Source organism: Stenotrophomonas sp. YJH_SMC_14-1 (assembly GCF_059372275.1).
Genome location: NZ_JCAFVK010000005.1, coordinates 192,861 through 215,909, shown reverse-complemented (window position 1 = coordinate 215,909; position 23,049 = coordinate 192,861). Strand labels below are relative to the sequence as shown.

Genomic DNA, 23,049 nt, shown 5'->3' with positions numbered 1-23,049 from the left:
CACGGATGGATCCAGGACGCGATGATCCTGGGGTATCGCGCATGGCCCTGGGGCGTGGATAAAAAAGGGGCGGCCCTGAGGCCGCCCCAAACCGTCAGGAGAACACGCGTCTAGAAGCGAACCGACCAGCGCATGTTGGCGCTGTGGTCGCGGCTTTCACTGCCGTACTGGCCGCTGTAGCCCAGCTCCAGCTGCTGGCGCGGGGTCAGCCAGGCCGACAGCCCCAGCTCGGCCACAACGGCGCTGTCGGCAATCGGGGCGCCTTCGACCGCGAAGGTGGTGGTGCTGTTGGCGAATGCGAGGTCGGCCAGCTGGCTGCGGTCACCCGAGGCACGACGGTAGCCCACGCCCCCACGCAGGTGCAGCCAGCTGTCCTGCTGGAACGATGCCTTCAGGCCCTTGTCGAAGCGCAGGCCAGCGGTGGCGATCGTGGTGCCGGTGTCGTCCACCTTGCCGTGCAGGGCGGCTGCACCACCGCGCTCGTTGATCTGCTTCAGGTCCACCTCCACGCGCGCGACCTGCAGGTAGGGTTCCAGCCCGGCCTCCGGGCCACCAAAGCGGTAGCCGGCTTCGATGAAGGCCTGGCGGGTATGCGCGTTGTAGCGGGCGCTCAGGCTGTCTCTGAACCCTGCGAAGTCGACATCGCGGGTGCTCTTCACCTTGTGCTTGCTCCAGGCGACGCCGCCACGCAGGCCGAGGCCGCCCCAGTTGTGACTGGCATATGCACCGAAGTGGGTGTTGTCGATCTTCGACTTGGCACGAAGCGCCTGCTGCTTGACGTCGGTGCGGCCGGTGCCAGCCAGCACGCCGACCTGCCAGCCAGAGAACTCGTGGTCGATACCGGCCAGCAGGCCGTTGCTGTTGGCTTCGGTGCGGGCGGCATTGCTGTTGCCGTCCAGCCTGCTGTTGCCGCCCAGAGCCTGCACCCAGGCGCCGGTGGCGTCGCCCGCATCGGCACCTGGCGCGACTGCACCTGCACGGCGGGACAGCACGGCATCGCGAACGTAGCGGCTGCCTTCCACCAGTGCGAGCGGCGTGGCTGCGTGCAGTTCGCCGCTGAGGCCGTCGAGCACGCCGCCGACCTGCTGCGGGAACAGCTGGGTCAGCGGCCTGGGCAGGCCCTGGTTGATTGCCAGCAGGTCCGCCGCGGCGGCCACCGCGCGCTGGTTCGGGGTGGTGGCGGCGCTGGCCAGCGAGGCACCGCGTGCCACGTCGATGCGGGTGCCATTGGTGCCGTAGGCGAGGCTGAACTGCAGGAACGGCGAGAACGCGCTGAAGTCGGTTTTCGCGAACTGGCCGTTGATGCCACCGTCGGCGCGGATGAAGTTGAACTGCTCGCCGAGATAGTAGATGCCTGGTTCCGGCAACGCGACCAGCGTGCCGCCGAGGGTGGCGGTACCGGTCACGTGCAACTGGTCGCTGTGCCCGCCAGGCGCGAGTTCGGCGGCGTAGACGCCGGTCGCGCCCTGCACGTAGTCGCCGTTGATGGTCAGCGTGCCGATCGAATTGCCGGGCGCGATGGTGCCGTCCACTCGGGTGCTGCCCAACGTGCCGATACCCTTCAGCAGGCCGTTGCTGCCGACCGTGGTGGTGCCGCCGGTCTGCATGCCATTGAAGGACACCACGCCGCCATTGACGGTCAGGTTCCCGTCCTTCAGAACGCCGCTGGCGCTGACCGTGCTGACGCCACCGGTGGTGGTGAGTGCGGTGGAGACCAGGCTGCCGTTGAGCAGGAACCGGCCGCCTTGCACATCGACTGCCGAGGTGAGGGTGTTGCTGCCGTTCAACTCCAGCGTACCCTCGCGCAGCACCGCGCCGTTGAAGCTGTTGTCGCCGCTCAGGCGCAGCCAACCGATGCCGGATTTGGTCAGCGTGCCGGGGCCGCCGATGTCATTGGTCCAGTCGTCCCAGGCATCGCCCTCCCACACCTTCAGGCCGCCGGCCCTCTGGTTCATCACCACGTTGGTATCCACGCGCAGCGAGCCATAGCCCTCGATGGCCCTGCGCAGGTCAACCATGCCCCAGCCGTAGATCGGGTCGACGCCTGCCGCACCGAGATCGCGCGCGGTGGTCAGCAGGACGTCGCGCACCTGGGCGTTGTCCAGGTAGGGGAAGCGCTCCATCAACAGGCCGAGTGCGCCGGTGATATGGGGGGCGGCCATGGACGTGCCGGTCTTCAGGCCGTAGTCGTACGTGGGATTCTGGCTGTCGATGAGAAGACGGACGTAGTCTGCGGTCTTCTCCAGCCGTCCCTGGATGTCACCGGAAACGATGGTGCTGAGGATTGCCGTGCCGGGTGCGGAAATGCACCAGTTGGCGGCAGCGCCACAGATGCTCGAGCCTGCGTTGATCACGTAGTCGGTTTCACCATTGGCTGTATTGGGCTGGCGAACGTTGGCGACGGCCAGCCAGTAGGGCTCGATCTCCGGCTTCCAGCGCGGCAGGGCCGCGGTGATACCGGCGACGGCGCCGCTGCCATTGCCGGCCGACCAGACCTGGATCAACTGCGAAGCGGGCGCGTTCGCACTGTCCTTGTAGATGCTTCCGTATACGTCGTAGCCGGCACCGATGCGTGCGTACTGGGCATCCAGTGCGGCCACGGTCATGTTGCGGGTGGAGATGCCCCAGCTGTGATTGATGGCACGCACGCCTTGTGCCTGCAGCTGCGCGTACATGTCCAGCCTTGCGGCACCATCGGGATCCGTCCGTTCCACGGCTTCAGGCAGGTAGCCTCCGCTCGCCTGGCGCCTCCATTCGTAGTAAGTGTCACCAAATACACGGGCGGTCGTCAGATCGGCACCGAAGGCGACGCCGTGCATCCCCGTGCCATTGCGGTTGGCGCCAATGGTTCCGAGGACATGCGTGCCGTGATCGGCATAGCGGAAACCCCATTCACGGCCTGCGGCAATGATGTTGGCCTGCAGGGAAGCAGGCACGCCCGCGCCGAGCGTGTAGTAGTTGATACCCGGTTGATCACCCTGTGTCTGGCTGCACGCGCCGGTACCGCCGACGGTTCCCGGTGACGCACAGTTCGGGCCGATGGTGATGCTGGAGGTGTCGCGGCCGGCGAATTCGGGGTGAGCCAGTGCCGAGCCGGTGTCGAACAGCGCCAGGCGCACGCCCTTGCCGGTCAGGCCGCGGGCATACGCGTGGTCGGCCCCCATCGCACCCAGGCCCCAGTCGGCGTTGAATTCATCGCTGCGCCAGCTGGCGGCATCGCCCGGATTGCCGAGCAGGGCGGTGGCGGTTGCCGCGGGAGTGGCGGCCGTCGATGCTGCAGGCGCGCTGACGGCGGGCTGTGCCCACGCCGCCTGCAGCTGGCGCTGTTGCTGCCATGCGTCGAGCGCCTCGCCGGCCATGGCGGGCGCGGCAGCGGCAAGCAACAGAGAGCTGGACACGGCCAGCGCGAGGCGGCTGTGCAGCGGGGAGCGGGAGCGGGAGTGGGACGAACGGCCGTGCAGCGGGTGATTCATCGGGCAACTTCCTTGGTGGACGGGCAACAAGGCCGATAACGCCAATCCGTGGCCACATCCCCCATACATGTGAAAGGAGAATTGTGAACAGGTTAAGTGTGCGTGACAGAGGGCTTCACTTCGTCTCCCCGTGTCCTCGCTAACGTGGGCCGGCCTGGGCTCACCAGGCTTATCAAGGAGTGATGGCGATGCGTGTTGTCAGGAAGGTGATCGCAGTGGCGGTATTCGCGTTGGCGTGTACCGGTTCGGTGGCGGTGGCTGGGCCGGTCGAGCCCTGCGACCAGCCGTGCTGGCGGGCTTATCAGATGTGCCTGGCCAGTGGCACCGATGCCGGTGAATGCCAGCAGGCGTACAACACCTGCGTGGTCGATCTGTGCATGGGCGTGTGAGTCGCGCCGTTTGAGCCGTACGCGGAGCCCCGTCATCGACGGGGCTCTTCTGTTCCAGCGATCGCCTCAGATGGCGATGCGGGCATCTGGCCCGAGCCCGCTTGCGGGCCATGCACGCAGCGGCGAGGATGGGAAATCGCACCGGAGCCGCTGCACATGGCCGTCAAACGCATTGTCGCCAACATCGCCACGCCCGACCCGGCGCGTGCCGCAGCGTTCTATGGCGGGCTGCTGGGCATGCCGGTGGTGATGGATCATGGCTGGATCGTCACCCATGGCGGGCAGGGCAGTGCGCTGGCGCAGGTGAGCTTTGCCAGCGAAGGGGGTTCCGGCACCGCGGTGCCCGATCTGTCGATCGAAGTGGACGACCTGCAGCAGGTGCTGGAGCGCATGCACGCGGCCGGCATCCCGCTGGAGTATGGCCCTGCCGACGAGCCGTGGGGAGTGCGTCGTTTCTTCGTCCGCGACCCGTTCGGGCGGCTGTTGAACATTCTCGCCCACACCTGAGCGGGAAGCGTTGCGTCAGCGGCGTCTGCCGCTGCGCGTCGGCGCTGCCGGAACGCCGACCATGCGCAGGCAATCCGCTTCCACAGCGGCGATGAAGGCATCGGCATCCTGTGCGGGTGTGGCGATCAGGTCGTCGGTGGCACCGTGCACGCCGGCATAGATCAACGAGGCGGTGACCTGTGGAGCAGGCAGCTGCCACAGTCCGGCTGCGTTGCCCGCTTCGAGGATGCCCAGCAGCTGCTGCTGGATCGCATTGCGCTCGGCATTGCCCCGCTGGTGGTGGTGATGGTTGGCGTACACCACGTCATGCAACGCGTGGGTGCGTGCGTAGATCTCGATGTTGGCGCGGATCCAGGCGCGCAGGCGCGCTGCGCCATCACCGGCAGGGTGCTGCTGCACTGCCTGCTCGACCTCGTACATGAACTGCCGCGTGTAGCGCTGCGCCAGCGCCTGCAGGATCTCGGTGCGGGAGGCGAAATAGGTATAGAAAGTGCCCTTGGCCACGTCGGCCGCGGCGACGATGTCGCTGATGGTGGTGGCGTCCACGCCCTGCGAAAGGAACAACGCCTGCGCGGCGTCCATCAGTTCCTCCTGGCGGGTTTCGGCGGGCTTGGTGCGAGGCCTGGCGACAGCTGGGGTCTGCATGGTGGGCGGTATCCGGGTGTGACGGACGCCATTCTAGCTGCCCCTTCGCACTGACTGACCGCCAGTCATTGACCGACGGTCAGTCAGTCGATAGGATGCGCGCACATCCTCCCCCCGGATCCACGCATGAGACGCCTCCAACGGCCCGCCCTGGTGCTGGCGGCCTACCTCGGTACATTCCTCGCTTCGCTGGACATCAGCATCGTCAACGTGGCCCTGCCGACCCTGCAGCAGGCGCTGCAGACCGACATGGCGGGCCTGCAATGGGTGATCAACGCCTATGCGATCGCACTGTCGGCGCTGATGCTGTCGGCCGGTCCGTTGGGGGATCGCTACGGTCATCGGCGGATGTGGCTGCTGAGCGTCGCCACCTTCACCATGGGCTCGCTGCTGTGCGCCTGCGCCAAGGACCTTTCGACCCTGGTCGCCGGGCGCGCGGTGCAGGGCGTGGCAGGTGCGCTGTTGATTCCCAGTGCGATGCCGATCCTGAGTCACGCATTTCCCGATCCGGGCCAGCGTGCACGCGTGATCGGTGGCTGGTCCGCTTTCAGCGCGCTTGCCCTGGTGCTTGGCCCGTTGCTGGGCGGTGCGCTGGTGCAGCGGGCCGGCTGGCCCAGCATCTTCCTGATCAACCTGCCTTTGGGGCTGCTGGCGTTTGTGCTTGGCGCCTGGGGCATCGCCGAGCGACGGCACCCGCAGCACGCCGCGCTGGATCCGGCCGGGCAGCTGCTCAGCATCGTTGCGCTGGGCGCACTGTGCTATGGCCTGATCGCGATCGGTGAGCAGGGCCTGTTGGCCCCGGTGACGCTTCTGGCGCTGGGCGCCGCAACTGCGGGGCTGATCCTGTTCGGCATCGTCGAGCGGCGGGTGGCACGCCCCCTGCTGCCGCTGGACCTGTTTGCCGACGGTCGCTTCCGCATGCTCAACCTGGCCTCGTTCGTGCTGGGCTTCACCGCCTATGCGAGCCTGTTCTTCCTGTCGCTGTTCTTCCAGCAGGCACAGGGGCACAGCGCCGCGCTGGCAGGCTCGCAGCTGGCTCCCCAGTTCCTGTTGATGGGTGTTGTCTCGCTGTTGTTCGGGCGCCTGGTTGCCCGCCTCGGGCTGCATGCCGCGCTGGTGCTGGGCTACGTCCTGGCCGGTGTGGCGCTGTGCGCAATGGCCACGTTCGAACCGGCTACTTCGCGCGCTTATGCCACTGCCGTGCTGATGCTGCTTGGCATTGGAATGGGGCTGGCGGTGCCGGCGACCGGCATGGCGATCATGGCCAACGCACCGGCCGAACGCGCAGGTATCGCGTCAGCCACGATGAACGCGCTGCGCCAGGCAGGCATGAGCCTGGGCATCGCGCTGATGGGCAGCCTGATGGGCCAGCGTGCCGTACAGCAGTTCGCCGCCTGCGCACAGGCCGCAGGGCAGCAGCGGCTTGTTGCGCAGGCGCGTGAACTGATCCTGCACCCGGGCTCGATGCACGCCACGCCGCAGGTGCTGACCTGGTACCGCAGTGCGATGGCCAGCGGGTTCGGTTGGGCGATGGCGGTGGCGGGTGCGCTGGCCCTGCTTGCGGCGCTTGGGCTGCATCGGCAGCGTGCATCGGCTTGACGCGCAGCATTCAGCCCTGCTGGCGTTGCGGGTCCTCTGCCGTGCGTTCGATCGCCTGAGGCTGTTGTTGCTGCTGGCGCGCGTTGGCGTGGCGTGCGTGTCCACCTTCGCGTCCGATCGTGGCCATGTGCTGGCGGTCGCGGCTGATCGCTTCGCCGCCCTTGCGGCCTGCGGCACGTGCTTCGGCCGGACTGAATTCGTGCGCATTGCCGGAGGCATGTGCCGCGCGCCCGCCCTTGGCGGCGATCGCGCGCTGTTTGTCCTGGTCCATCGAGGCGAAGCCCCGGTTGGAGCTGCGCGGGTTCTGCTCAGTCATGTGAAATCTCCTGCAGTGTGGACGCCGCCTTCGTGGGCGACGGCGTCCATGCTTGGCCATCGCACGCTAAGTCCAGGTCGCCATCTTCGCCCCGGTTTTCACGCGCCCTGCGCACGGGGATGATCACGCAGCCGGCCCGGCGGCCGCATTCGTCGCGTATTCACTGCCGGCCCTCGGATGCGCGGCAAGGCCGGCGGCCGCAGTGGCGGTGCCGCACATATGTTCGATGGTCCTGTGCTGCTGCCCGATGGCTATCGGATAAACGTTCCGACCGGCAACCGATCAGACTGCGCACCGGTGGCAACGGCGAACGGACCGGTGTCGCGCCCCACGCGGCAGGCGGCGACGATCCACTCTCCATCGCGCGTCAACTGCTGGCTCCGCCGAAGTCGTCAGGATGAACGCACAGTTGCGCGGTCGTCCTATCGCAGATGTTCCGTTGCATGCCTAGAATCGAAGCATCCCGGTAGTTCCCGGGCGCTTCGAGTGAATGGACTCAATGAAGATTCTGTTGACCGGCAGTTCCGGGCGGATCGGGCGCGCGATCTTCGGCGCGCTGGCGGCTGCCCATGAAGTGGTGGGTCTGGACCGCAGTCCGTTTGCCACCACGCGCATCATTGCCGATGTCACCGATCATCAAGCCGTCGTGCGCGCGGTGCAGGGCGTCGACGCGGTCATCCATACCGCGGCCCTGCATGCGCCACACGTCGGCCTGGTACCGGACGCGGTGTTCCAGCAGATCAACGTGGACGCGACTGCGCACCTGCTGCAGGCGGCGCGCGAGGCAGGCGCACGGCGGTTCGTGTTGACCAGTACCACCGCGCTGTACGGCCACGCGGTGGTGGCAGGGGGATGCCGCTGGATCGATGAGGATACCGAGCCGCTGCCGCGAACGATCTACCACCGCAGCAAGCTGCAGGCCGAGGCCCTGGCTGAAGCTGCCGCCGCACCGGACTTCGGGGTGCGCGTGCTGCGGATGGGGCGCTGCTTCCCGGAACCGCCGGAACGGATGGCGATGTTCCGGTTGCATCGTGGGATCGACGCCCGTGACGTGGCCAGTGCCCATGCCGCGCTGCTGCTGGATGAGGGGCCGGCCTTCGCCCGCTACATCGCCTGCGCCGCGACCCCGTTCCGGCGCGAGGATTGCCTGGAACTGGCCACCCAGCCGCGCAATGTACTGGCCCGGCGCGTACCGCAGCTGCTGGCCGAGTTCGAGCGCCGCGGCTGGCCGTTGCCGCTGAGCGTCGACCGCGTCTACGACAGCGCCCGCATCCGCAGGGAGCTGGGGTGGCAGCCGCGTTTCGGGCCGGACGCCGTGCTGCAGCAGTACGCCGCAGGCAGCATCGAGGTGTTGCCACGCGCGGAGTGGATCAAGGATCGGGTGGCCGAATAGGGGAAGCGGGGACGGATCCCTGTCCCGTCCCTGAGTGGATTCAGGAATGTGTAGGCCGGTCGCCTCAACCTCGTTGGCAGGCGGCCGCTAACCCGGTGCGCTTCCTGCGCCGGGCGGGTCCCGGCGGCCGGTGGCCTGCGCGACGGATCGCGCGCCTGCGCGGTGCCCTTCCGGTGCCGGTCGTCCTGAACTGCCTTGCGGACCCCTCCATGCCTTCTTCCCGTTCCGCCGCTGCCCGCCGCCCGGGCAGCATCGCCCACAAGCTGATGCTGGGCACCGCCGTCATCGCGCTGCTGTGCTTCGGCCTGACGGCGTTCCTGATCTATCGCCAGGCCAGTGCCAGCCTGATCGATGCCTCGCGCCAGACCATGACCAGCGAGGCCAACGCTGAAGCGCGCCAGGTCGCCGCCGACCTGGGCACGGCGTTTGCCAGCAACGATGCCATGGTCGAAGCCGTGCTCGCCCAGCGTGCGCGGGGCGACGTGCCCGATCGCGCCAGCCTGGCTGCCGTGCTGGGCGAGCAGCTGCGCACCCACCCGGAGTGGCTCGGCAAGAGCACCATGTGGGAGGCCGATGCCTTCGATGGCAAGGATGCCGAGTTCGCCAATACCGCGATGCACGATGCCAGCGGCCGCTACATGAGCTACTGGGCCTGGCATGACGGCAAGCCGCAGCAGTCGACCATGACCGACTACACCGAAGCCGCCGACGGCTCGGCCGACTGGTATGTGGTACCCAGCCGCGACAAGCTGCCCAAGGTAAGCGAGCCCTATGCCTACGACATCGCCGGCCAGCAGGTGCTGATGAGCACGTTGAGCTCGCCGATCGTCGAAAACGGTACCTTCCTCGGCGTGTTCACCGTCGACTTCTCGCTGGCGGCGCTGCAGAAGCACCTGGCGACGCTGACGCCGATGGGCGCAGGCCGCGTCGAGCTGCTTTCGCCCAACGGCGTGGTGCTGGCCTCGGCGAATGCCGCCGAGATCGGCAAGCCGCGCACCGACGCATTGACCCGCAGCATGCTGGCCGACATCGCCGCCGACCGCCGGTTCGAAGCCTTCACGCCCGATGCAGCCGGCAACGTGCGCGTCTACGTGCCGCTACGCGTGGGCAATGCCCCGCAGCGCTTCGCGCTGGGCGTGGTGATGCCGCACGCGGTGATCGTGGCCGAGGCGCGCCAGCTGCTGTGGTTGACGCTGCTGGTGGGCGTGGTGGCCGCGCTGACGCTGAGTGCCGGCGTCTATGTGCTGCTGCGCCGCCTGGCGATCCGCCCGTTGGCCGAAGCGGTGCGGGTGGCGGGTGACGTCGCCGCCGGCAAGCTCGACAGCACCTTGCCTGCGCGCAGCAACGATGAAGTGGGCCGCCTGCTGGACGCGATGCAGGGCATGCGCGGGCAGCTGCAGGCGGTGATGGCGGCGCAGGCGGAAATGGCGCGCCGCCACGATGCTGGCGAGCTGAGCTACCGCATGGACGCCACTGCCTTCCCCGGCGAGTACGGCCGCATGGTGGCCGACAGCAACCAGCTGGTGGCTTCCAGCAATGCGGTCACCCAGCGCCTGGTCGAGGTGATGCAGCGTTACGCGGTGGGTGACCTCAGCGTGGACATGGAAGCGCTGCCGGGCGAGAAGGCGGTGTTCACCGCAGCGATGGCCACCACCAAGAGCAACCTGGCCGCGATCAACGAGCAGATCCAGCAGCTGGCCGCCGCCGCGGCAGCCGGCGACTTCGCTGTACGCGGTGATGCCCAGCGCTTCGACCACGATTTCCGCCGCATGGTGGAGACCCTCAACATCATGATGCAGGTCAGCGATCACAACCTGGCTGAGCTTTCGACGCTGCTTCGCGCGATTGCCGCCGGCGACCTCAGCGCACGCATGCGCGGTGATTTCCATGGCGTGTTCGCGGTGATGCGCGACGATGCCAACAGCACCGTGCAGCAGTTGACCCAGATCGTCGGCCAGATCCAGCAGTCGGCCGCCAGCATCCGCCTGGCGGCGGGTGAGATCGCTGCGGGCAACAGCGATCTCTCGCGTCGTACCGAGCAGCAGGCCGCCAACCTGGAAGAAACCGCCGCCTCGATGGAGGAGCTGACCTCCACCGTGCGCCAGAACGCCGACCACGCGCTGCAGGCCAATACCCTGGCAGGATCCGCCGCTGACGTTGCCAGCGAGGGCGGGGAAGTGGTCAACCAGGTGGTGCAGACCATGGAGCAGATCGAGGCCTCCTCGCAGCGCATCGCCGAGATCATTTCGGTGATCGACGGCATCGCGTTCCAGACCAACATCCTGGCGTTGAATGCGGCGGTGGAAGCGGCGCGGGCCGGTGAGCAGGGCCGCGGCTTCGCGGTGGTCGCCAGCGAAGTGCGCGCGCTGGCGCAACGCTCGGCGGGCGCAGCGAAGGAGATCAAGGAACTGATCGACGCATCCGTGGCGCAGGTCGGTGCCGGTGCGCAGCTGGTGCACGGTGCGGGCCGTACCATGCAGGCCATCGTCGGCCAGGTGGGGCGCGTCAACGAGATCATGGCCGAGATCTCGGCTGCGTCGCGCGAACAGTCCGCCGGCATCGAGCAGGTCAACCAGACCGTGGTGCAGATGGATGAGACCACCCAGCAGAACGCCGCACTGGTGGAGGAGGCAAGCGCCGCGGCGCGGGCGATGGAGGAGCAGGCCGAGCAGCTGGCCGTGGCGGTCTCGCGCTTCCGCCTGCAGGCCGAACCGGAGGCCATGGCCCGCCGCGCGGCCTGATCCCGGAAACGAAGACGCCCGGAGGGGGCCGGGCGTCGGTTGCATCCTTGCCGCGCATCCTGCGCAGGTCTGATGGCTCAGAACATTCCTTCAAACGGGTTCCAGCTGGTACGGCCTTCCACCTTCTCCAGGTAGTAGCTGTAGTTGGTGCTGGAGGCGACCAGCAGGTTCATGGCGATGAACAGCATGCGCCCGACGACGTCCGGAAGGAACATGGAGACGATGGCCAGCACGATGTTGATGCCGATCACCACCAGTGCCTTGCGCCACATGCCAAGAATCAGCAGGTAGATGGCACCGAAGAACAACGCGAAGAAGTTCAGGTTGATCTTCAGGCGGTCACCAAAGGACAGCGCCTTCCAGGCCTGCTTGAAGCCGGGGTTCTTGGGGGCGCCGTGCTGGCGGAAGAAGTTGAAGCGGAACTGCCACTTCGGGCTGAACTGGGACAGGTCAGTGGTATTCATTGGGGGGAGACATCCCTGTGAGAAAACGTTTTCATGATAGGGCAAGTCCTATTCAGGATCCAAGCGTCACCGTCAAAAATGTGACGCCTGCCTTGTTCCGGCTGCTGCGGCAGGGGCGCGCACCGTCACCCGCCCGCCTTGTTTTTAGGATAGGGTGCGCAGTTCCGCTGCCGCACCAGCTGAATCCGTGCGGCGGCGGGATGTCCATGGAGGTTGCATGACCACACCTGCTACACCGGAAAACGCACCGGGACCGGTGCTCCTGCCGACACCTGAAGTGGTGCAGGCACAACAGCTGCTCGCACGCCAGCAACTGGCGGTGGCGATGGACCGTGCACGCACGGCGGCTACGCAGAGCGCGGCGCCCGCCGCCGCATTGGAAAGCGAGTAATCCGCAACACCGCCGATCGCGCTGGCCCGTCGCCAGCGCGATCGCGGCGGACGCTCTTGGTCAGAACCGCGCGGTCATGCTGAGGAAGTAGCTGCGCCCGGCCACGAAGTAATCGGTGGAGCCTTCCGCATACAGCTTCTTGTCGGCCAGGTTGCTGACGCCGCCACGCAGGGTCAGTACCTCATTGACGTTCCAGGCCGCGGTCAGGTCATACAGCGTGTAGGCCTTGAGGAAGGTCGTCGCCGTGCCGGCCTGCCTGCCGGTGTACTGCGCCGACAGACTGCTGGAAAACACCGCGTCGGGCGTCCAGTCCAGCGACGAATAGCCCGAGAATTCGGGGGTATCGATCAGGTTGCGGCCGGTGGTCAGGTTCCTGGCTTCCTTCATCCACGTCGCCGAGGTGCGCCAGCGCCAGTGCTCGCCGAAGCGGACATTGAAGCTGCCTTCCATGCCGCTGGTGCGTGCGCGCTGCACGTTGCTCATCCGCGTCCACCAGATGCCGTTGAACCTGCCCAGCGGTGCGTACTCGATCTTGTTCCTGAAGTCGGTGTGGAAGTAGGTCAGGCCGGCATCCACCAGATCGTTGTCGAAGCTGATGCCGATCTCGCGGTTGGTGCTGGTTTCCGGGTCCAGGTCCGGGTTGCCGGCCATGTAGCAGCCGCCGCGGCTATAGCCCAGCGGAATCAGCGAGGTGCAGCCACGGCCACCGGACTGGGTGGCGGCGCTGGCGGAGTTCTCGGTCAGGCTGGGAGCGCGGAAGCCCTTGGAAACGCCACCGCGGATGGTCCATTGCTCGGCCGGATGCCAGACCAGGTAGGCGCGCGGGCTGACGTGGCCACCAAACGTCTCATGGTGGTCCAGGCGCGCGCCCAGGGTCAGCGCCAGGGTGCGGTGCAGCTTCAGTTCGTCTTCGACGAACAGGGCCCAGGTATCCACTTCCAGATCGGAGCCGCTGACGGCATTGCCGGCATAGTCGATCGGCGCGCGGCCGATGGTGTCGGTGTTGGTCAGCTCCTGGCGCTTCCACTGGCCGCCCACGGCGAACTGGTGTTCAACGCCGAGGGTGAACGGCGTGGTCAGGCTGCCCTCGATGATCGTATCGGTGGCTTCGGAACGGCCGGTAGCACCGATGTCGTTCCTGTACTCGGTCCAGTACGCACTGATCTTCGAATTGCCGAAGCTCCACTTGCCATCGTGGTTGAGCGCCAGCGAGCTGCGCTTGAGTTCGCTGGCACCCCAGGCGCCTTCATCCTGCTTTTCCAGCGAAGCGTCGATGAAGGCCTGCTGCACGCCATGGCCGGCTTCGAGCGACAGTTCCTGCGCGTCGCTCAGTTTCCACTGCAGCAGCGCATCGACATTGCGGTCCTTCTCGCCTGCATACGCGTTGCCGTAGACACCACCATTGGAGCGATCCGAATCGCGGCGCATGCTGTTGGCACCGATGCGCAGGCCGAAGCGCTCGCCGAGCGGGCCGGAGAACGTCGCACCGATCTGCTGGGTGTCGCCGCGCTTGCCGTCGCCCGGGCGGGTATAGCTGTGGGTGGCGCTGCCGCTCCAGTCATCACCGATGCGCCGGGTGATGATGTTGATCACGCCGCCCATGGCGTCGGAGCCATACAGCGACGACATCGGTCCGCGCACCACTTCGATGCGCTCGATCTGGTCGGGCGAGATCCAGTTCAGGTCCTGGCGGCCCAGGTCCGGCCGGTAGTTCGTCGAGGCAGAGCTGCCCATGCGTTTGCCGTCCACCAGCACCAGCGTGTAGTTCGACGGCATGCCGCGCAGCTTGATCTTGGACTGCTCGCCAACCGCACTGAGGCCACCGGTCACGCCGGGCACGCGGCTGAGCAGGGTGGCCAGGTCGTGCACCGGCTGGCGCGCGATGTCCTCGCGGCTGATCACGCTGATGCTGGCCGGCGCATCCTTGATCCATTGCTGGTTGCCCGAGGCGGTGACCACCACGGTATCCAGGTCCTTGGTGGAGGCATCGGCGCTGGCCTCTGCAGCGGCCACGCCGGGCAGGGCCAGCAGGCAGGCGGTGGCCAGGGCACTGGCCAGGCGGGTGCGCGGCAGGCGCGCGGAACGGGAGCGGAACGGCTTGGACATGACGGCTTCCATCGAATGAGGGGGGGACCGGATGGAAGCAGCGGGCACACGCAGACAAGCAGGCAGGCCCCCTTCCATGGGTCGTAGGGCGCACGGTTCGGGCCGGCGCAGCTGGGTGGGTCTCGGCCGTACGGAAGACGGCGACCTGCCTGGTTAATGAAATGATAACCGTTCGCGTTTGTTACGATCCAGTACCCGGTGCCACGAAGCGACATTCCGCTGCGCGGTCCGCCATCGCCTGCTGTTTGCTGAATGGGGATAAATCCCCGCGTAGACCTTCGCACTCGGCTTACATCCGGCGCCCTAGACTGGGCCGCATTTTCGATTCCGCCCCGTTGGAGATCGTGTGGGTTCCGGTAGTGACAGACAGCGACTGTGCGGCCAAGGGCCGGTACAGCCAGGACAAGTGCGGGCGCCGGGAAGGCGCGCCGGGAACCTTCGCGCATGCAGCCCGGCCGGGACGGCCGGCCATGCCGATCGTGGGGAGTAAGCGGTGATGGGGGGGCAAACCATCCACGCGGAAGCGGATGCGCCCCGGCTCGACGCCGGCTGGGCGCTGCTGCCGGCCGAATCTCCGCTGCCGATGCCCGAACAGACCCTGCGCGAAGGCAAGCTGAAGGTCCGTCGGCACCGTACCTCGCCACGCCTGATCGGCCTGCGCCGGTTCTACATCTTCGGCGGCACCCTGGCCATGACCGCCATCGCCACCCGCATGATGTGGCGGGTGCTGTCGGCCAATGGCATCAGCGTGCTGGAAGCCTGCCTGCTGGTGCTGTTCGTCGGCCTGTTCGCCTGGATCGCGCTGTCCTTCGCCAGCGCCGTGGCCGGCTTCCTGACCGCCGTGTTCGACCGTGGCTATCGCCTTGGCATCGACCCGGACAAGCCGCTGCCGACCGTGCACAGCCGCACCGCGCTGCTGATGCCGACCTACAACGAGGATCCGCGCCGACTGCTGGCGGGCCTGCAGGCGATCTACGAGTCGGTGGCCGCCACCGGCCAGCTCGAACGCTTCGACTTCTTCGTGCTCAGCGATACCCGGCGCGAGGACATCGCACGCGCCGAAGAGCAGGTATTCGCTGAACTGCGCGAGCGCGTGCCGGACGGCCAGACGCGGCTGTTCTACCGCCGCCGTGGCGACAACAGCGGGCGCAAGGCCGGCAACATCGCCGACTGGGTGCGCCGCTTCGGTGGCGCTTACCCGCAGATGCTGATCCTGGACGCCGACAGCCTGATGACCGGCGACAGCATCGTGCGCCTGGTGGCCGGCATGGAACACAACGCCGATGTCGGCCTGATCCAGACCCTGCCCTCGGTGATCGGTGGCCGCACCCTGTTCGCACGCATGCAGCAGTTCGGCGGTCGCGTGTACGGCCCGGTGATCGCCCGTGGCGTGGCCTGGTGGCATGGCGCCGAGAGCAACTACTGGGGCCACAACGCCATCATCCGCACCCGTGCCTTCGCCGACCACGCCGGCTTGCCAGCGCTGCCGGGGCGCAAGCCGTTCGGCGGCCACGTGCTCAGCCACGATTTCGTCGAAGCAGCGCTGATGCGCCGTGGCGGCTGGGCCGCGCACATGGTGCCGTACCTGGGGGGCAGCTACGAAGAAGGCCCGCCGACCCTGACCGACCTGCTGGTGCGCGACCGTCGCTGGTGCCAGGGCAACCTGCAGCACGGCAAGGTGGTCGGCAGCCGTGGCCTGCACTGGATCAGCCGCACCCACATGCTGATCGGCATCGGTCATTACTTCACCGCGCCGATGTGGGCGATGCTGATGTTGATCGGCATTGCGATCCCGCTGTTCCAGGAAGGCATCGATTTCAATGCCCTGCTGCACCTGTCACCCAGCGTGTACTGGCGGGCCCAGGACGAGGAGCAGGTGGTGCGCCTGTTCGCCGCCACCATGGCGGTGCTGCTGCTGCCCAAGGTGCTGGGCTATCTGGCGATGCTGATGGACCCTGTCGACCGCCGCGGTTGCGGCGGTGCGATCCGTGCGTTCGTGTCGATGCTGGTGGAGACCGTGCTGGCCGCACTGATGGCACCGGTGGTGATGTACGTGCAGTCGCGCGGCGTGGCCGAAGTGCTGTCCGGCCGCGATTCCGGCTGGGACGCACAGCAGCGTGACGATGGTGGCATCTCGTGGATGGCCTTGATCCGTGGCTACGGCGGGCTGGGTGTGTTTGGTGCGTTCATGGGTGTGCTGGCGTGGGCGGTGTCGCCGTCGCTGGCAGCCTGGATGGCGCCGGTGGTGATCGGCATGGTGCTGGCCGTTCCGGTGGTGGCGCTGACCTCCTCGCGCGGCCCGGGTGCCTTCCTGCATCGCCTCGGCCTGCTCGACATCCCCGAAGAGAACATTCCGCCACCGGTGCTGGTGCGCGCCGCGCAGCTGCGCCGGGAAGCCGCCGAGCAACCGCCGCTGTACTGATGGCCCTGCACCAGCGGCATAATGCGGCTCGAACTTGAAGGAGCCGCATCATGCTGCAAACGGTGGAACAGGAAACCGGCGCCTCGCCACAGTGGTCGGTAATCTGGCTGCACGGGCTTGGCGCCGACGGCCACGACTTCGCGCCGATCGTGCCGGAACTGGTGCGTCCGCACTGGCCGGCGCTGCGCTTCGTGTTCCCGCACGCACCGGTGCGGCCGATCACGATCAACAACGGCGTGCCGATGCGCGGCTGGTACGACATCGTCGGGATGGACTTCCGCTCGCGTGCCGACATGGCCGGCGTGCAGGAATCGGTGCTGCAGCTGGATGCGCTGATCGCACGTGAGATCGAGCGCGGCGTCGCGCCGGAGAAGATCTTCCTGGCCGGCTTCTCGCAGGGCGGGGCGATCATCCTCACCGCTGCACTGTCGCGCACCGCGCCACTGGCCGGCCTGATCGCACTGTCCACTTACCTGCCGGAAGCCGAGAGCGCCAGGCGCGTTGACGGTGCGGTGCAGGTGCCGGTGTTCATGGCCCATGGCAGCAGCGACCCGGTGATTCCGCAGGCGGTGGCCGTACACAGCGCGCAGGCCCTGCAGGCGCTGGGCCTGGAGGTGGAGTGGCACAGCTACCCGATGGCCCACCAGGTCTGCGCCGAAGAGATCCAGGCGCTGGGTGACTGGCTGCAGGAACGGTTGGGCGCTGCCTGAGCCATGCCCCCGGCCAGCACATCGCCGTGGATGCCGGAACTGTGCCGCCTGCCGCGGCTGGCGGCGATGCTCGGCCTGGCCCAGCTGGCGGTGGTGGTGCTGGCGCTGGCGCCCGATGGCAGCCGCCACTGGGCCTTCGGCGAGCTGCTGTCGGCCAGCGGCTTCGCGCTGTGGCTGGCGCTGGCGGTGACCGCCAGCCTGTGCCTCCTGCGGCAGGCTCTGTCGAGGCTGCCGCCGGTGCTGGGCGCTGTCGCGGCGATCGTGCTGGCGACCCTGATCGCGGTGGTCTGTGCCGGCATCGTGCATGCACTGTACGCGGTACTGGGCGACAACTTCGCCCGCGGCATCAGCTTCTGGCGCTTCACCCTGGGCAGTGCGGCAACCACGGCACTGATCGCCGCGCTTGCCCTGCGCTACTTCTATGTGAGCGATCGCTGGGCCGCGCAGGTGCAGGCCAACGCGCGTGCCCAGGCCGACGCGCTGCAGGCGCGGATCCGGCCGCACTTCCTGTTCAACAGCATGAACCTGATCGCCAGCCTGCTGCATCGCGATCCGGCGGTGGCCGAACGCGCGGTGCTGGATCTGTCCGATCTGTTCCGTGCTGCCCTGGGCGCGGGCGAGGGCGACTCCACCCTGCGTGACGAATGCGAGCTGGCCGAGCGCTATCTGTCGATAGAGTCGCTGCGCCTCGGCGAGCGTCTGCAGGTGCGCTGGCAGCGCGATGAGCCGCTGCCGTGGGACCTGCCACTGCCGAGGCTGGTACTGCAGCCGCTGGTGGAAAACGCAGTGCTGCATGGTATTTCGTGGCTGCCCGAGGGCGGCACCATCGAATTGCAGCTGGTGCGCGAGGGCAACGAGCTGCAGATCCGCGTGCGCAATCCCGCGCCCGATCCGCAGGCGCCGGGGTTGGCGCTGGCGCGTGGTGCCGGCCATGCCCAGCACAGCATCGCTCATCGGCTGGCCTGGCGCTTCGGCGCCGCCGCGCGGATGACGGCTGGCTGGAGCGAGGGCTACTATGCCTGCCAGGTGACAGTGCCGATCCAGTGAGGGGACGACCGTGAGGGTAGTCATCGCCGATGACGAACCGCTGGCGCGGGAACGCCTGCGCAGCCTGCTGGCGGCGCAGGACGGGGTGGACGTGGTGGCCGAGGCCGGCAACGGCGAGCAGGCCCTGCATGCGTGCGCGGAGCTGCAGCCGGACCTGGTCCTGCTGGATATCGCCATGCCCGGGCTGGACGGCCTGGAAGCCGCCCGCCACCTGGCCAGCTTCGAGCCGCGCCCGGCGGTGGTGTTCTGCACGGCTTATGACGCGCATGCGCTGTCGGCGTTCGAGGCGGCGGCCATCGATTACCTGATGAAGCCGGTCCGCGCCGAGCGCCTTGCCGCAGCGATCGCACGTGCACGCACGTTCCTGGCCGGCCGCGATGGCCAGCCGCAGGACAACGGCGGGCAGCAGGCCCGCAGCATGCTGTGCGCACGCCTGCGTGGCAGCCTGCGGCTGATCCCGCTGGACGACATCCACTACCTGCAGGCGGAAGAGAAGTACGTGGTGGTGCACCATGCGCGCGGCGAGGACCTGATCGAGGAGTCGCTGAAGTCGCTGGAGGAAGAGTTCGCCAGCCGCTTCATCCGCATCCATCGCAACTGCCTGGTGGCGCGCCACGAGCTGGTGGAGCTGCGTCGAGGCTCGGGTGGTCAAGTGCAGGCGGTGCTGCGGCATGGCAAGCAGCCGCTGGAAGTCAGCCGCCGCTGCGTGGCGACGCTGAAGCAGGAACTGCGGCATCTGTGAGTGGTCCCGCGCGGCCTGCGGCCGCGACTGCTATGAAATCAACAGCAACAGCAACAGCAACAGCGGGTCATGGCTCGTTGTTTCTACGTGCTGGGTTGGGCCGGGGTGGGGCGGCGGGACACGCTGCAAGTACATCCATGTAAGCTCGATGGCGCCATCCATGGCGCCAACGGTCCCGCCGCCCCACCCCGGCCCAACCCTCTCGTTCTTCAACGCATCGGACAGCAAGAGCATTGTTGTTATCGGCTTGGAAAGAGGGGTCAGATCCCTTTTCCTGCGGAAAAGGGATCTGACCCCGGAAGCCGTCGGCTGTTGCTTTTGCTTCTGCTTTTTTCTTTTGATCTTCCGTGGCTGACGCGCACTGAAGCTGTCAGAGGCCGGGCGGGGTGGGGTCGCGGGGGTGTCCGCGGCATGGATGCCGCGGCCAAGCCTCCACGGACGGATTCACGGCGTCCCCCGTGACCCCACCCCGTCCGGCCAAGCGCGGCTGTTGCTTTCACGACCCCTCCGCCAGCCACGAGGGGCTCCGCCGTTGGCCGTATCCGCGCCGAAGGCGCGATAATGACCGGATGGAAACCGTCCGCATCGCCACCCGCAAGAGCCCGCTCGCCCTTTGGCAGAGCGAACACGTCGCCGACCGCCTGCGCCAGGCCAATCCCGGCTTGCATGTGGAACTGGTGCCGATGAGCACCCGCGGCGACGAAGTGCTCGACCGTTCGCTGGCCGCCATCGGTGGCAAGGGCCTGTTCCTGAAGGAGCTGGAGCTGGCCATGCTGCGCGGTGAGGCCGACTGCGCGGTGCACTCGCTGAAGGATGTGCCGATGGAACTGGATGCGCCGTTCGCGTTGCCGGCAATGCTGACCCGCCACGATCCAGCCGATGGCTTCGTCTCCAACCTGTACGCCTCGCTGGACGCGCTGCCGATCGGTGCGCGGGTCGGCACCTCGTCGCTGCGTCGCCAGGCGCAGCTGCGCGCGCTGCGACCGGACCTGGAACTGCTCGACCTGCGCGGTAACGTCAACACCCGGCTGGCCAAACTCGACAACGGTGGCTACGACGCCATCGTGCTGGCCGTGGCCGGCCTGGAGCGTCTGGGTCTGGGCGAGCGCATCGTCGCGCGCCTGCAACCGCCGCAGTGGCTGCCGGCCCCGGCGCAGGGCGCGGTGGCGGTGGAGTGCGATGGTGGCAATGCGCGTCTGATGGCGTTGTTCGCCCCGCTTGATGACGCGGCCACGCGTGCCTGCGTGGAAGCCGAGCGGGCGATGAATCGTGCGTTGCACGGCAGCTGCCACGTGCCGGTGGCGGCCATCGCGCAGTGGCAGGGCGATGACCTGCACCTGCAGGGGCTGGTTGGCAGCGCCAGCGACGGCCGTGCGGTGCGCGCCGAAGCCGTGGGCCCAGGCAGTGATCCGGAAGCGCTGGGCCAGCAAGTGGCGAAGATGCTGCTGGATGCCGGTGCCGGCGAACTGCTGAACGTCTGAGCCATCGCAGGTCGTGCCGGCCAGCGGCCGGCACCACCGGAAGAAGAACGGGCGCCCTTGGCGCCCGTTTCTTACTTGAACTTGTAGACCACGTTCATCGTCGTCAGCGTATCGGTCTTGCGCTTGTCCTCGGCCACGTCACTGTTGTAACGCGCCTGCCAGCCGGCCTTCAGCGCCAGGTGCTCGTTCATGCTCACCGACACGCCGAAGTCGTTCTGGCCGAAGGTGTTGTACGAACCGGATTCGACCAGCAGGGTGTTGACCAGGTCGGTGTTGTCGGTCAGCGAGTACTTCATGTCGAACAGGCCGCGGCCGATCATGCCGGTGCGGGTGCGGTCGTCCTCGGTGCTGTGGGTGCGGCGCACACCGGGGCCGATCTGCGCGTCGAACGAGAAGCGCTCGGTGTTCCACAGGCGGGTGCCGTAACCCAGACCGAACGAGCTCTGGCGGTCGTAGGTGGCGAAGTCGTCGCGCTCTGTACGCACCGTGGCCGTCAGCTGGCGGTGCTCGCCCAGCTGCAGCGCGCTGCCGGCACTGCCGGTGTAGCGGTTGGCGGTGGTGTTGTTGCGGCGGGTGGTGGTGCCGTCGTCGCGGGTCTCGGTCACCTTGGAGCTGGAACGCAGGCCGGCCAGGTCCATGCTGTGCACCCAGTCGCCGTCGGTGTAGCGCAGGCGCAGGCGGCCGTTGAAGCTCTCGGTGCTGCTGTTGCCGCGTGCCGAGGCGAAGCCGAGCTCGCCGCCACTGCCGCTCCACGGCGAAGACATCGCCGCCAGTTCGGAGGCATCCTGTGCATACGCGAGCGGCGCGCACAGCAGCAGGGGGATCAGCAGGGACACGCGCAGGGACATCGGGGCTTCTCCGAAGCGGTTGACAGCCGGTGATGATACTGGAAGCGTGATGGCGGTCAGAATCGATCCAAGGCGCGCTTCAGCAGACGTTGCCGCGGACGCCTATTCAGGGCAGATCGATACGCAATGCCGGGTCGTTGAAGCGCGAATAGCGCAGGCGCAGCTGGAAATTGCGGCCGTTGCTGCTGCCGCTGCGCACGATCTGCCGTGGCAGGCCCTGGGCGTCCACCCAGTATTCCAGGCGTTCGCCGGGCTGGGCGCCACGCAGCCGGTAGTGACGAGTTTCGACTCCATCCAGCGATTGGCTGCCCAGGTCTTCGGCCTGCAGCTCGGCAGGCAGGGCGTCGGCCGGCAAGGGATTGCGCCACTGCTCCAGCAGGCCCGGCGGGGTGGGAACCTGGCGGATCGCACCGTCGGCCTGCAGGAACATGGTGTCGCCAATGATCGTCTGCGGCCCGCCCGGGGTCTGCACCCGGAAGCGGTCGGGGGCGACGAAGTCCATGGCACTGCGCACCGGCTGCGGCGCGCCCAGCACCTCCAGCTCGGCATGGAAACTGCCCAGGGCCGCAAAGCGTTGGCTGGCGCCCAGTACGGCCTGGGCCGGATCGGCTGCGGGCACGGGGGCTTCGGTCCTGGCCGGCGCCGGTGCGCGATCGCAGGCAGCCAGCAGCAGGCAGGCCAGCAGGGACAGGGCGGGCAACCGGCGCATCGGGCATTCCATGGGGGTGGGGGCGACCACGATAGCCCAAACGTCCCACACAAGACCCGCGACTCGGACATAATCGGGGGTATGGACCGATACGAACGCATCACCGCCCTGCATCGTCTGCTCAAGTCCGCGCGCTATCCGGTGACGGTGGCGACTCTGCAGGACAAGCTCGGTTGTTCCCGTGCCACCGTCTACCGCGACCTGGCCTTCCTGCGCGATGCGCTGATGGCACCGATCGAGGGCGACGGCGAGGCCGGCTTCCGCTACCAGGCCGACGAGAGCGACCGCTTCGAACTGCCTGGCCTCTGGCTCAGCTCGGAGGAGCTGCACGCCCTGCTGGCCTCGCAGCACCTGCTGGCGCGTACCGGCGGCGGCGTGCTGTCCTCGGTGCTGGCGCCGCTGCAGCAGCGTATCGAGAGCCTGCTGGCTGCCCAGGCCGGTGTCTCCAACTGGCCGGTGGATCGTGTGCGGGTAATCCCGCACCGCGGCCGCAAGTTCGATGAAGGCAGCTTCCGCAGTGTGGCCTCGGCGGTGCTGGAGCGCCGCCAGCTGGCGTTCGAGTACCGCGCCCGCTCCACCGACGAGCCGACCAAGCGCACCGTTTCGCCGCAGCGCCTGACCCACTACCGCGACAACTGGTACCTGGATGCCTGGGACCATGACCGCGAGGCGCTTCGCAGCTTTGCCGTGGATCGCATCCACAAGGCGCGGGTGATCGACAGCACCGCCCGTGACGTCGCCGACAGCGAGCTGGACGAGCAGCTGGGTGCCAGCTACGGCATCTTCTCCGGTGCGCCGAAGGGCTGGGCGACCATCCTGTTCAGTGCCAAGGCCGCGCGCTGGGTGGCCGACGAGCATTGGCACTCCAAGCAGCAGGGCCGCTTCCTGGCCGATGGCCGCTATGAACTGAAGGTGCCGTACAGCGTCTCACGCGAACTGCTGATGGACGTGCTGCACTACGGCTCGGATGCCGAGATCGTCGAGCCGGTGATGCTGCGCGAGCAGGCCAAGGCGCTGCTCGAGCTGGCCCTGAGCAACTACGAAAAATCCTGACACTCCCCCCGAG

Annotated in this window: 19 protein-coding genes and 1 pseudogene; 13 read left to right on the top strand and 7 right to left on the bottom strand. The window is 67.7% G+C overall.

What is annotated here, in order from left to right; translation table 11 throughout:
• Positions 1 to 110 precede the first annotated feature (110 nt).
• Positions 111 to 3,473 (bottom strand): autotransporter domain-containing protein, encoded by a 3,363-nt coding sequence (locus AC5P9P_RS14120; protein ID WP_495232876.1) that lies wholly within the window; start codon positions 3,471 to 3,473, stop codon positions 111 to 113.
• A gap of 188 nt (positions 3,474 to 3,661) precedes the next feature.
• Here AC5P9P_RS14120 and AC5P9P_RS14115 point away from each other — a divergent pair, with 188 nt between their 5' ends.
• Both AC5P9P_RS14115 and AC5P9P_RS14110 read left to right on the top strand, forming a co-directional pair.
• Entirely contained in the window at positions 3,662 to 3,862 is a 201-nt protein-coding gene (locus AC5P9P_RS14115; RefSeq protein WP_005411162.1) for a hypothetical protein, read from the top strand.
• Positions 3,863 to 4,018: 156 nt separating this feature from the next.
• Positions 4,019 to 4,369 (top strand): VOC family protein, encoded by a 351-nt coding sequence (locus AC5P9P_RS14110; protein WP_005411161.1) that lies wholly within the window; start codon positions 4,019 to 4,021, stop codon positions 4,367 to 4,369.
• 15 nt (positions 4,370 to 4,384) lie between these two features.
• Here the strand turns inward: AC5P9P_RS14110 and AC5P9P_RS14105 are convergent, their stop codons facing one another.
• Positions 4,385 to 5,014: a TetR/AcrR family transcriptional regulator gene (locus AC5P9P_RS14105; RefSeq protein WP_495232875.1), complete on the bottom strand. Its 630-nt coding sequence runs from the start codon at positions 5,012 to 5,014 to the stop codon at positions 4,385 to 4,387.
• A 126-nt stretch (positions 5,015 to 5,140) separates the two neighbouring features.
• On the opposite strand from AC5P9P_RS14105, the gene AC5P9P_RS14100 reads away from it, so the two are divergent.
• Positions 5,141 to 6,613 carry an MFS transporter gene (locus tag AC5P9P_RS14100; RefSeq protein ID WP_495232874.1) on the top strand — a complete coding sequence of 491 codons (1,473 nt, stop codon included), beginning with the start codon at positions 5,141 to 5,143 and terminating at the stop codon, positions 6,611 to 6,613.
• Positions 6,614 to 6,623: 10 nt separating this feature from the next.
• On the opposite strand, the gene AC5P9P_RS14095 is transcribed toward AC5P9P_RS14100, so the two are convergent.
• Positions 6,624 to 6,929: a KGG domain-containing protein gene (locus tag AC5P9P_RS14095; RefSeq protein WP_012481337.1), complete on the bottom strand. Its 306-nt coding sequence runs from the start codon at positions 6,927 to 6,929 to the stop codon at positions 6,624 to 6,626.
• 121 nt (positions 6,930 to 7,050) lie between these two features.
• On the opposite strand from AC5P9P_RS14095, the pseudogene AC5P9P_RS14090 reads away from it, so the two are divergent.
• The 3 genes and pseudogenes from AC5P9P_RS14090 to AC5P9P_RS14080 all read left to right on the top strand — a co-directional run.
• Positions 7,051 to 7,330: pseudogene (locus tag AC5P9P_RS14090) on the top strand (S41 family peptidase); the annotation flags it as partial.
• A 98-nt stretch (positions 7,331 to 7,428) separates the two neighbouring features.
• Positions 7,429 to 8,322 (top strand): NAD-dependent epimerase/dehydratase family protein, encoded by an 894-nt coding sequence (locus tag AC5P9P_RS14085; protein WP_005414561.1) that lies wholly within the window; start codon positions 7,429 to 7,431, stop codon positions 8,320 to 8,322.
• Between the two features lie 209 nt (positions 8,323 to 8,531).
• The gene (locus tag AC5P9P_RS14080) at positions 8,532 to 11,063 is read left to right on the top strand and encodes a methyl-accepting chemotaxis protein (protein WP_043034588.1); all 2,532 of its coding nucleotides are present in this window, start codon (positions 8,532 to 8,534) and stop codon (positions 11,061 to 11,063) included.
• 77 nt (positions 11,064 to 11,140) lie between these two features.
• On the opposite strand, the gene AC5P9P_RS14075 is transcribed toward AC5P9P_RS14080, so the two are convergent.
• Positions 11,141 to 11,527: a DUF2628 domain-containing protein gene (locus AC5P9P_RS14075; RefSeq protein WP_005414559.1), complete on the bottom strand. Its 387-nt coding sequence runs from the start codon at positions 11,525 to 11,527 to the stop codon at positions 11,141 to 11,143.
• 217 nt (positions 11,528 to 11,744) lie between these two features.
• Between AC5P9P_RS14075 and AC5P9P_RS14070 the strand changes: the two genes are divergently transcribed.
• Positions 11,745 to 11,918: a hypothetical protein gene (locus tag AC5P9P_RS14070; protein ID WP_005411154.1), complete on the top strand. Its 174-nt coding sequence runs from the start codon at positions 11,745 to 11,747 to the stop codon at positions 11,916 to 11,918.
• Between the two features lie 60 nt (positions 11,919 to 11,978).
• Here the strand turns inward: AC5P9P_RS14070 and AC5P9P_RS14065 are convergent, their stop codons facing one another.
• The gene (locus AC5P9P_RS14065) at positions 11,979 to 14,024 is read right to left on the bottom strand and encodes a TonB-dependent receptor domain-containing protein (RefSeq protein ID WP_495232873.1); all 2,046 of its coding nucleotides are present in this window, start codon (positions 14,022 to 14,024) and stop codon (positions 11,979 to 11,981) included.
• 496 nt (positions 14,025 to 14,520) lie between these two features.
• On the opposite strand from AC5P9P_RS14065, the gene mdoH reads away from it, so the two are divergent.
• From mdoH to hemC, 5 genes are all read left to right on the top strand, one after another.
• Positions 14,521 to 16,446 carry a glucans biosynthesis glucosyltransferase MdoH gene (gene mdoH, locus AC5P9P_RS14060; RefSeq protein ID WP_111108278.1) on the top strand — a complete coding sequence of 642 codons (1,926 nt, stop codon included), beginning with the start codon at positions 14,521 to 14,523 and terminating at the stop codon, positions 16,444 to 16,446.
• Between the two features lie 50 nt (positions 16,447 to 16,496).
• Positions 16,497 to 17,156 (top strand): alpha/beta hydrolase, encoded by a 660-nt coding sequence (locus AC5P9P_RS14055; protein WP_049450392.1) that lies wholly within the window; start codon positions 16,497 to 16,499, stop codon positions 17,154 to 17,156.
• Between the two features lie 3 nt (positions 17,157 to 17,159).
• Positions 17,160 to 18,203: a sensor histidine kinase gene (locus AC5P9P_RS14050; protein ID WP_495232872.1), complete on the top strand. Its 1,044-nt coding sequence runs from the start codon at positions 17,160 to 17,162 to the stop codon at positions 18,201 to 18,203.
• A 10-nt stretch (positions 18,204 to 18,213) separates the two neighbouring features.
• Positions 18,214 to 18,945, top strand: coding sequence for a LytR/AlgR family response regulator transcription factor (locus AC5P9P_RS14045; protein WP_033833965.1), 732 nt, complete (start codon positions 18,214 to 18,216; stop codon positions 18,943 to 18,945).
• A gap of 569 nt (positions 18,946 to 19,514) precedes the next feature.
• On the top strand, positions 19,515 to 20,426 hold the full coding sequence (hemC, locus tag AC5P9P_RS14040) for a hydroxymethylbilane synthase (protein WP_111188530.1): 912 nt from the start codon (positions 19,515 to 19,517) through the stop codon (positions 20,424 to 20,426).
• A gap of 71 nt (positions 20,427 to 20,497) precedes the next feature.
• On the opposite strand, the gene AC5P9P_RS14035 is transcribed toward hemC, so the two are convergent.
• Complete coding sequence (locus AC5P9P_RS14035) at positions 20,498 to 21,274, bottom strand: DUF481 domain-containing protein (RefSeq protein WP_005411146.1); 777 nt, start codon at positions 21,272 to 21,274, stop codon at positions 20,498 to 20,500.
• 106 nt (positions 21,275 to 21,380) lie between these two features.
• A complete protein-coding gene (locus AC5P9P_RS14030; RefSeq protein ID WP_033833962.1) occupies positions 21,381 to 21,983 on the bottom strand; it encodes a LolA-like protein in 603 nt (200 codons plus the stop codon).
• Between the two features lie 81 nt (positions 21,984 to 22,064).
• On the opposite strand from AC5P9P_RS14030, the gene AC5P9P_RS14025 reads away from it, so the two are divergent.
• Positions 22,065 to 23,036: a helix-turn-helix transcriptional regulator gene (locus AC5P9P_RS14025; protein WP_033833960.1), complete on the top strand. Its 972-nt coding sequence runs from the start codon at positions 22,065 to 22,067 to the stop codon at positions 23,034 to 23,036.
• Positions 23,037 to 23,049 lie beyond the last annotated feature (13 nt).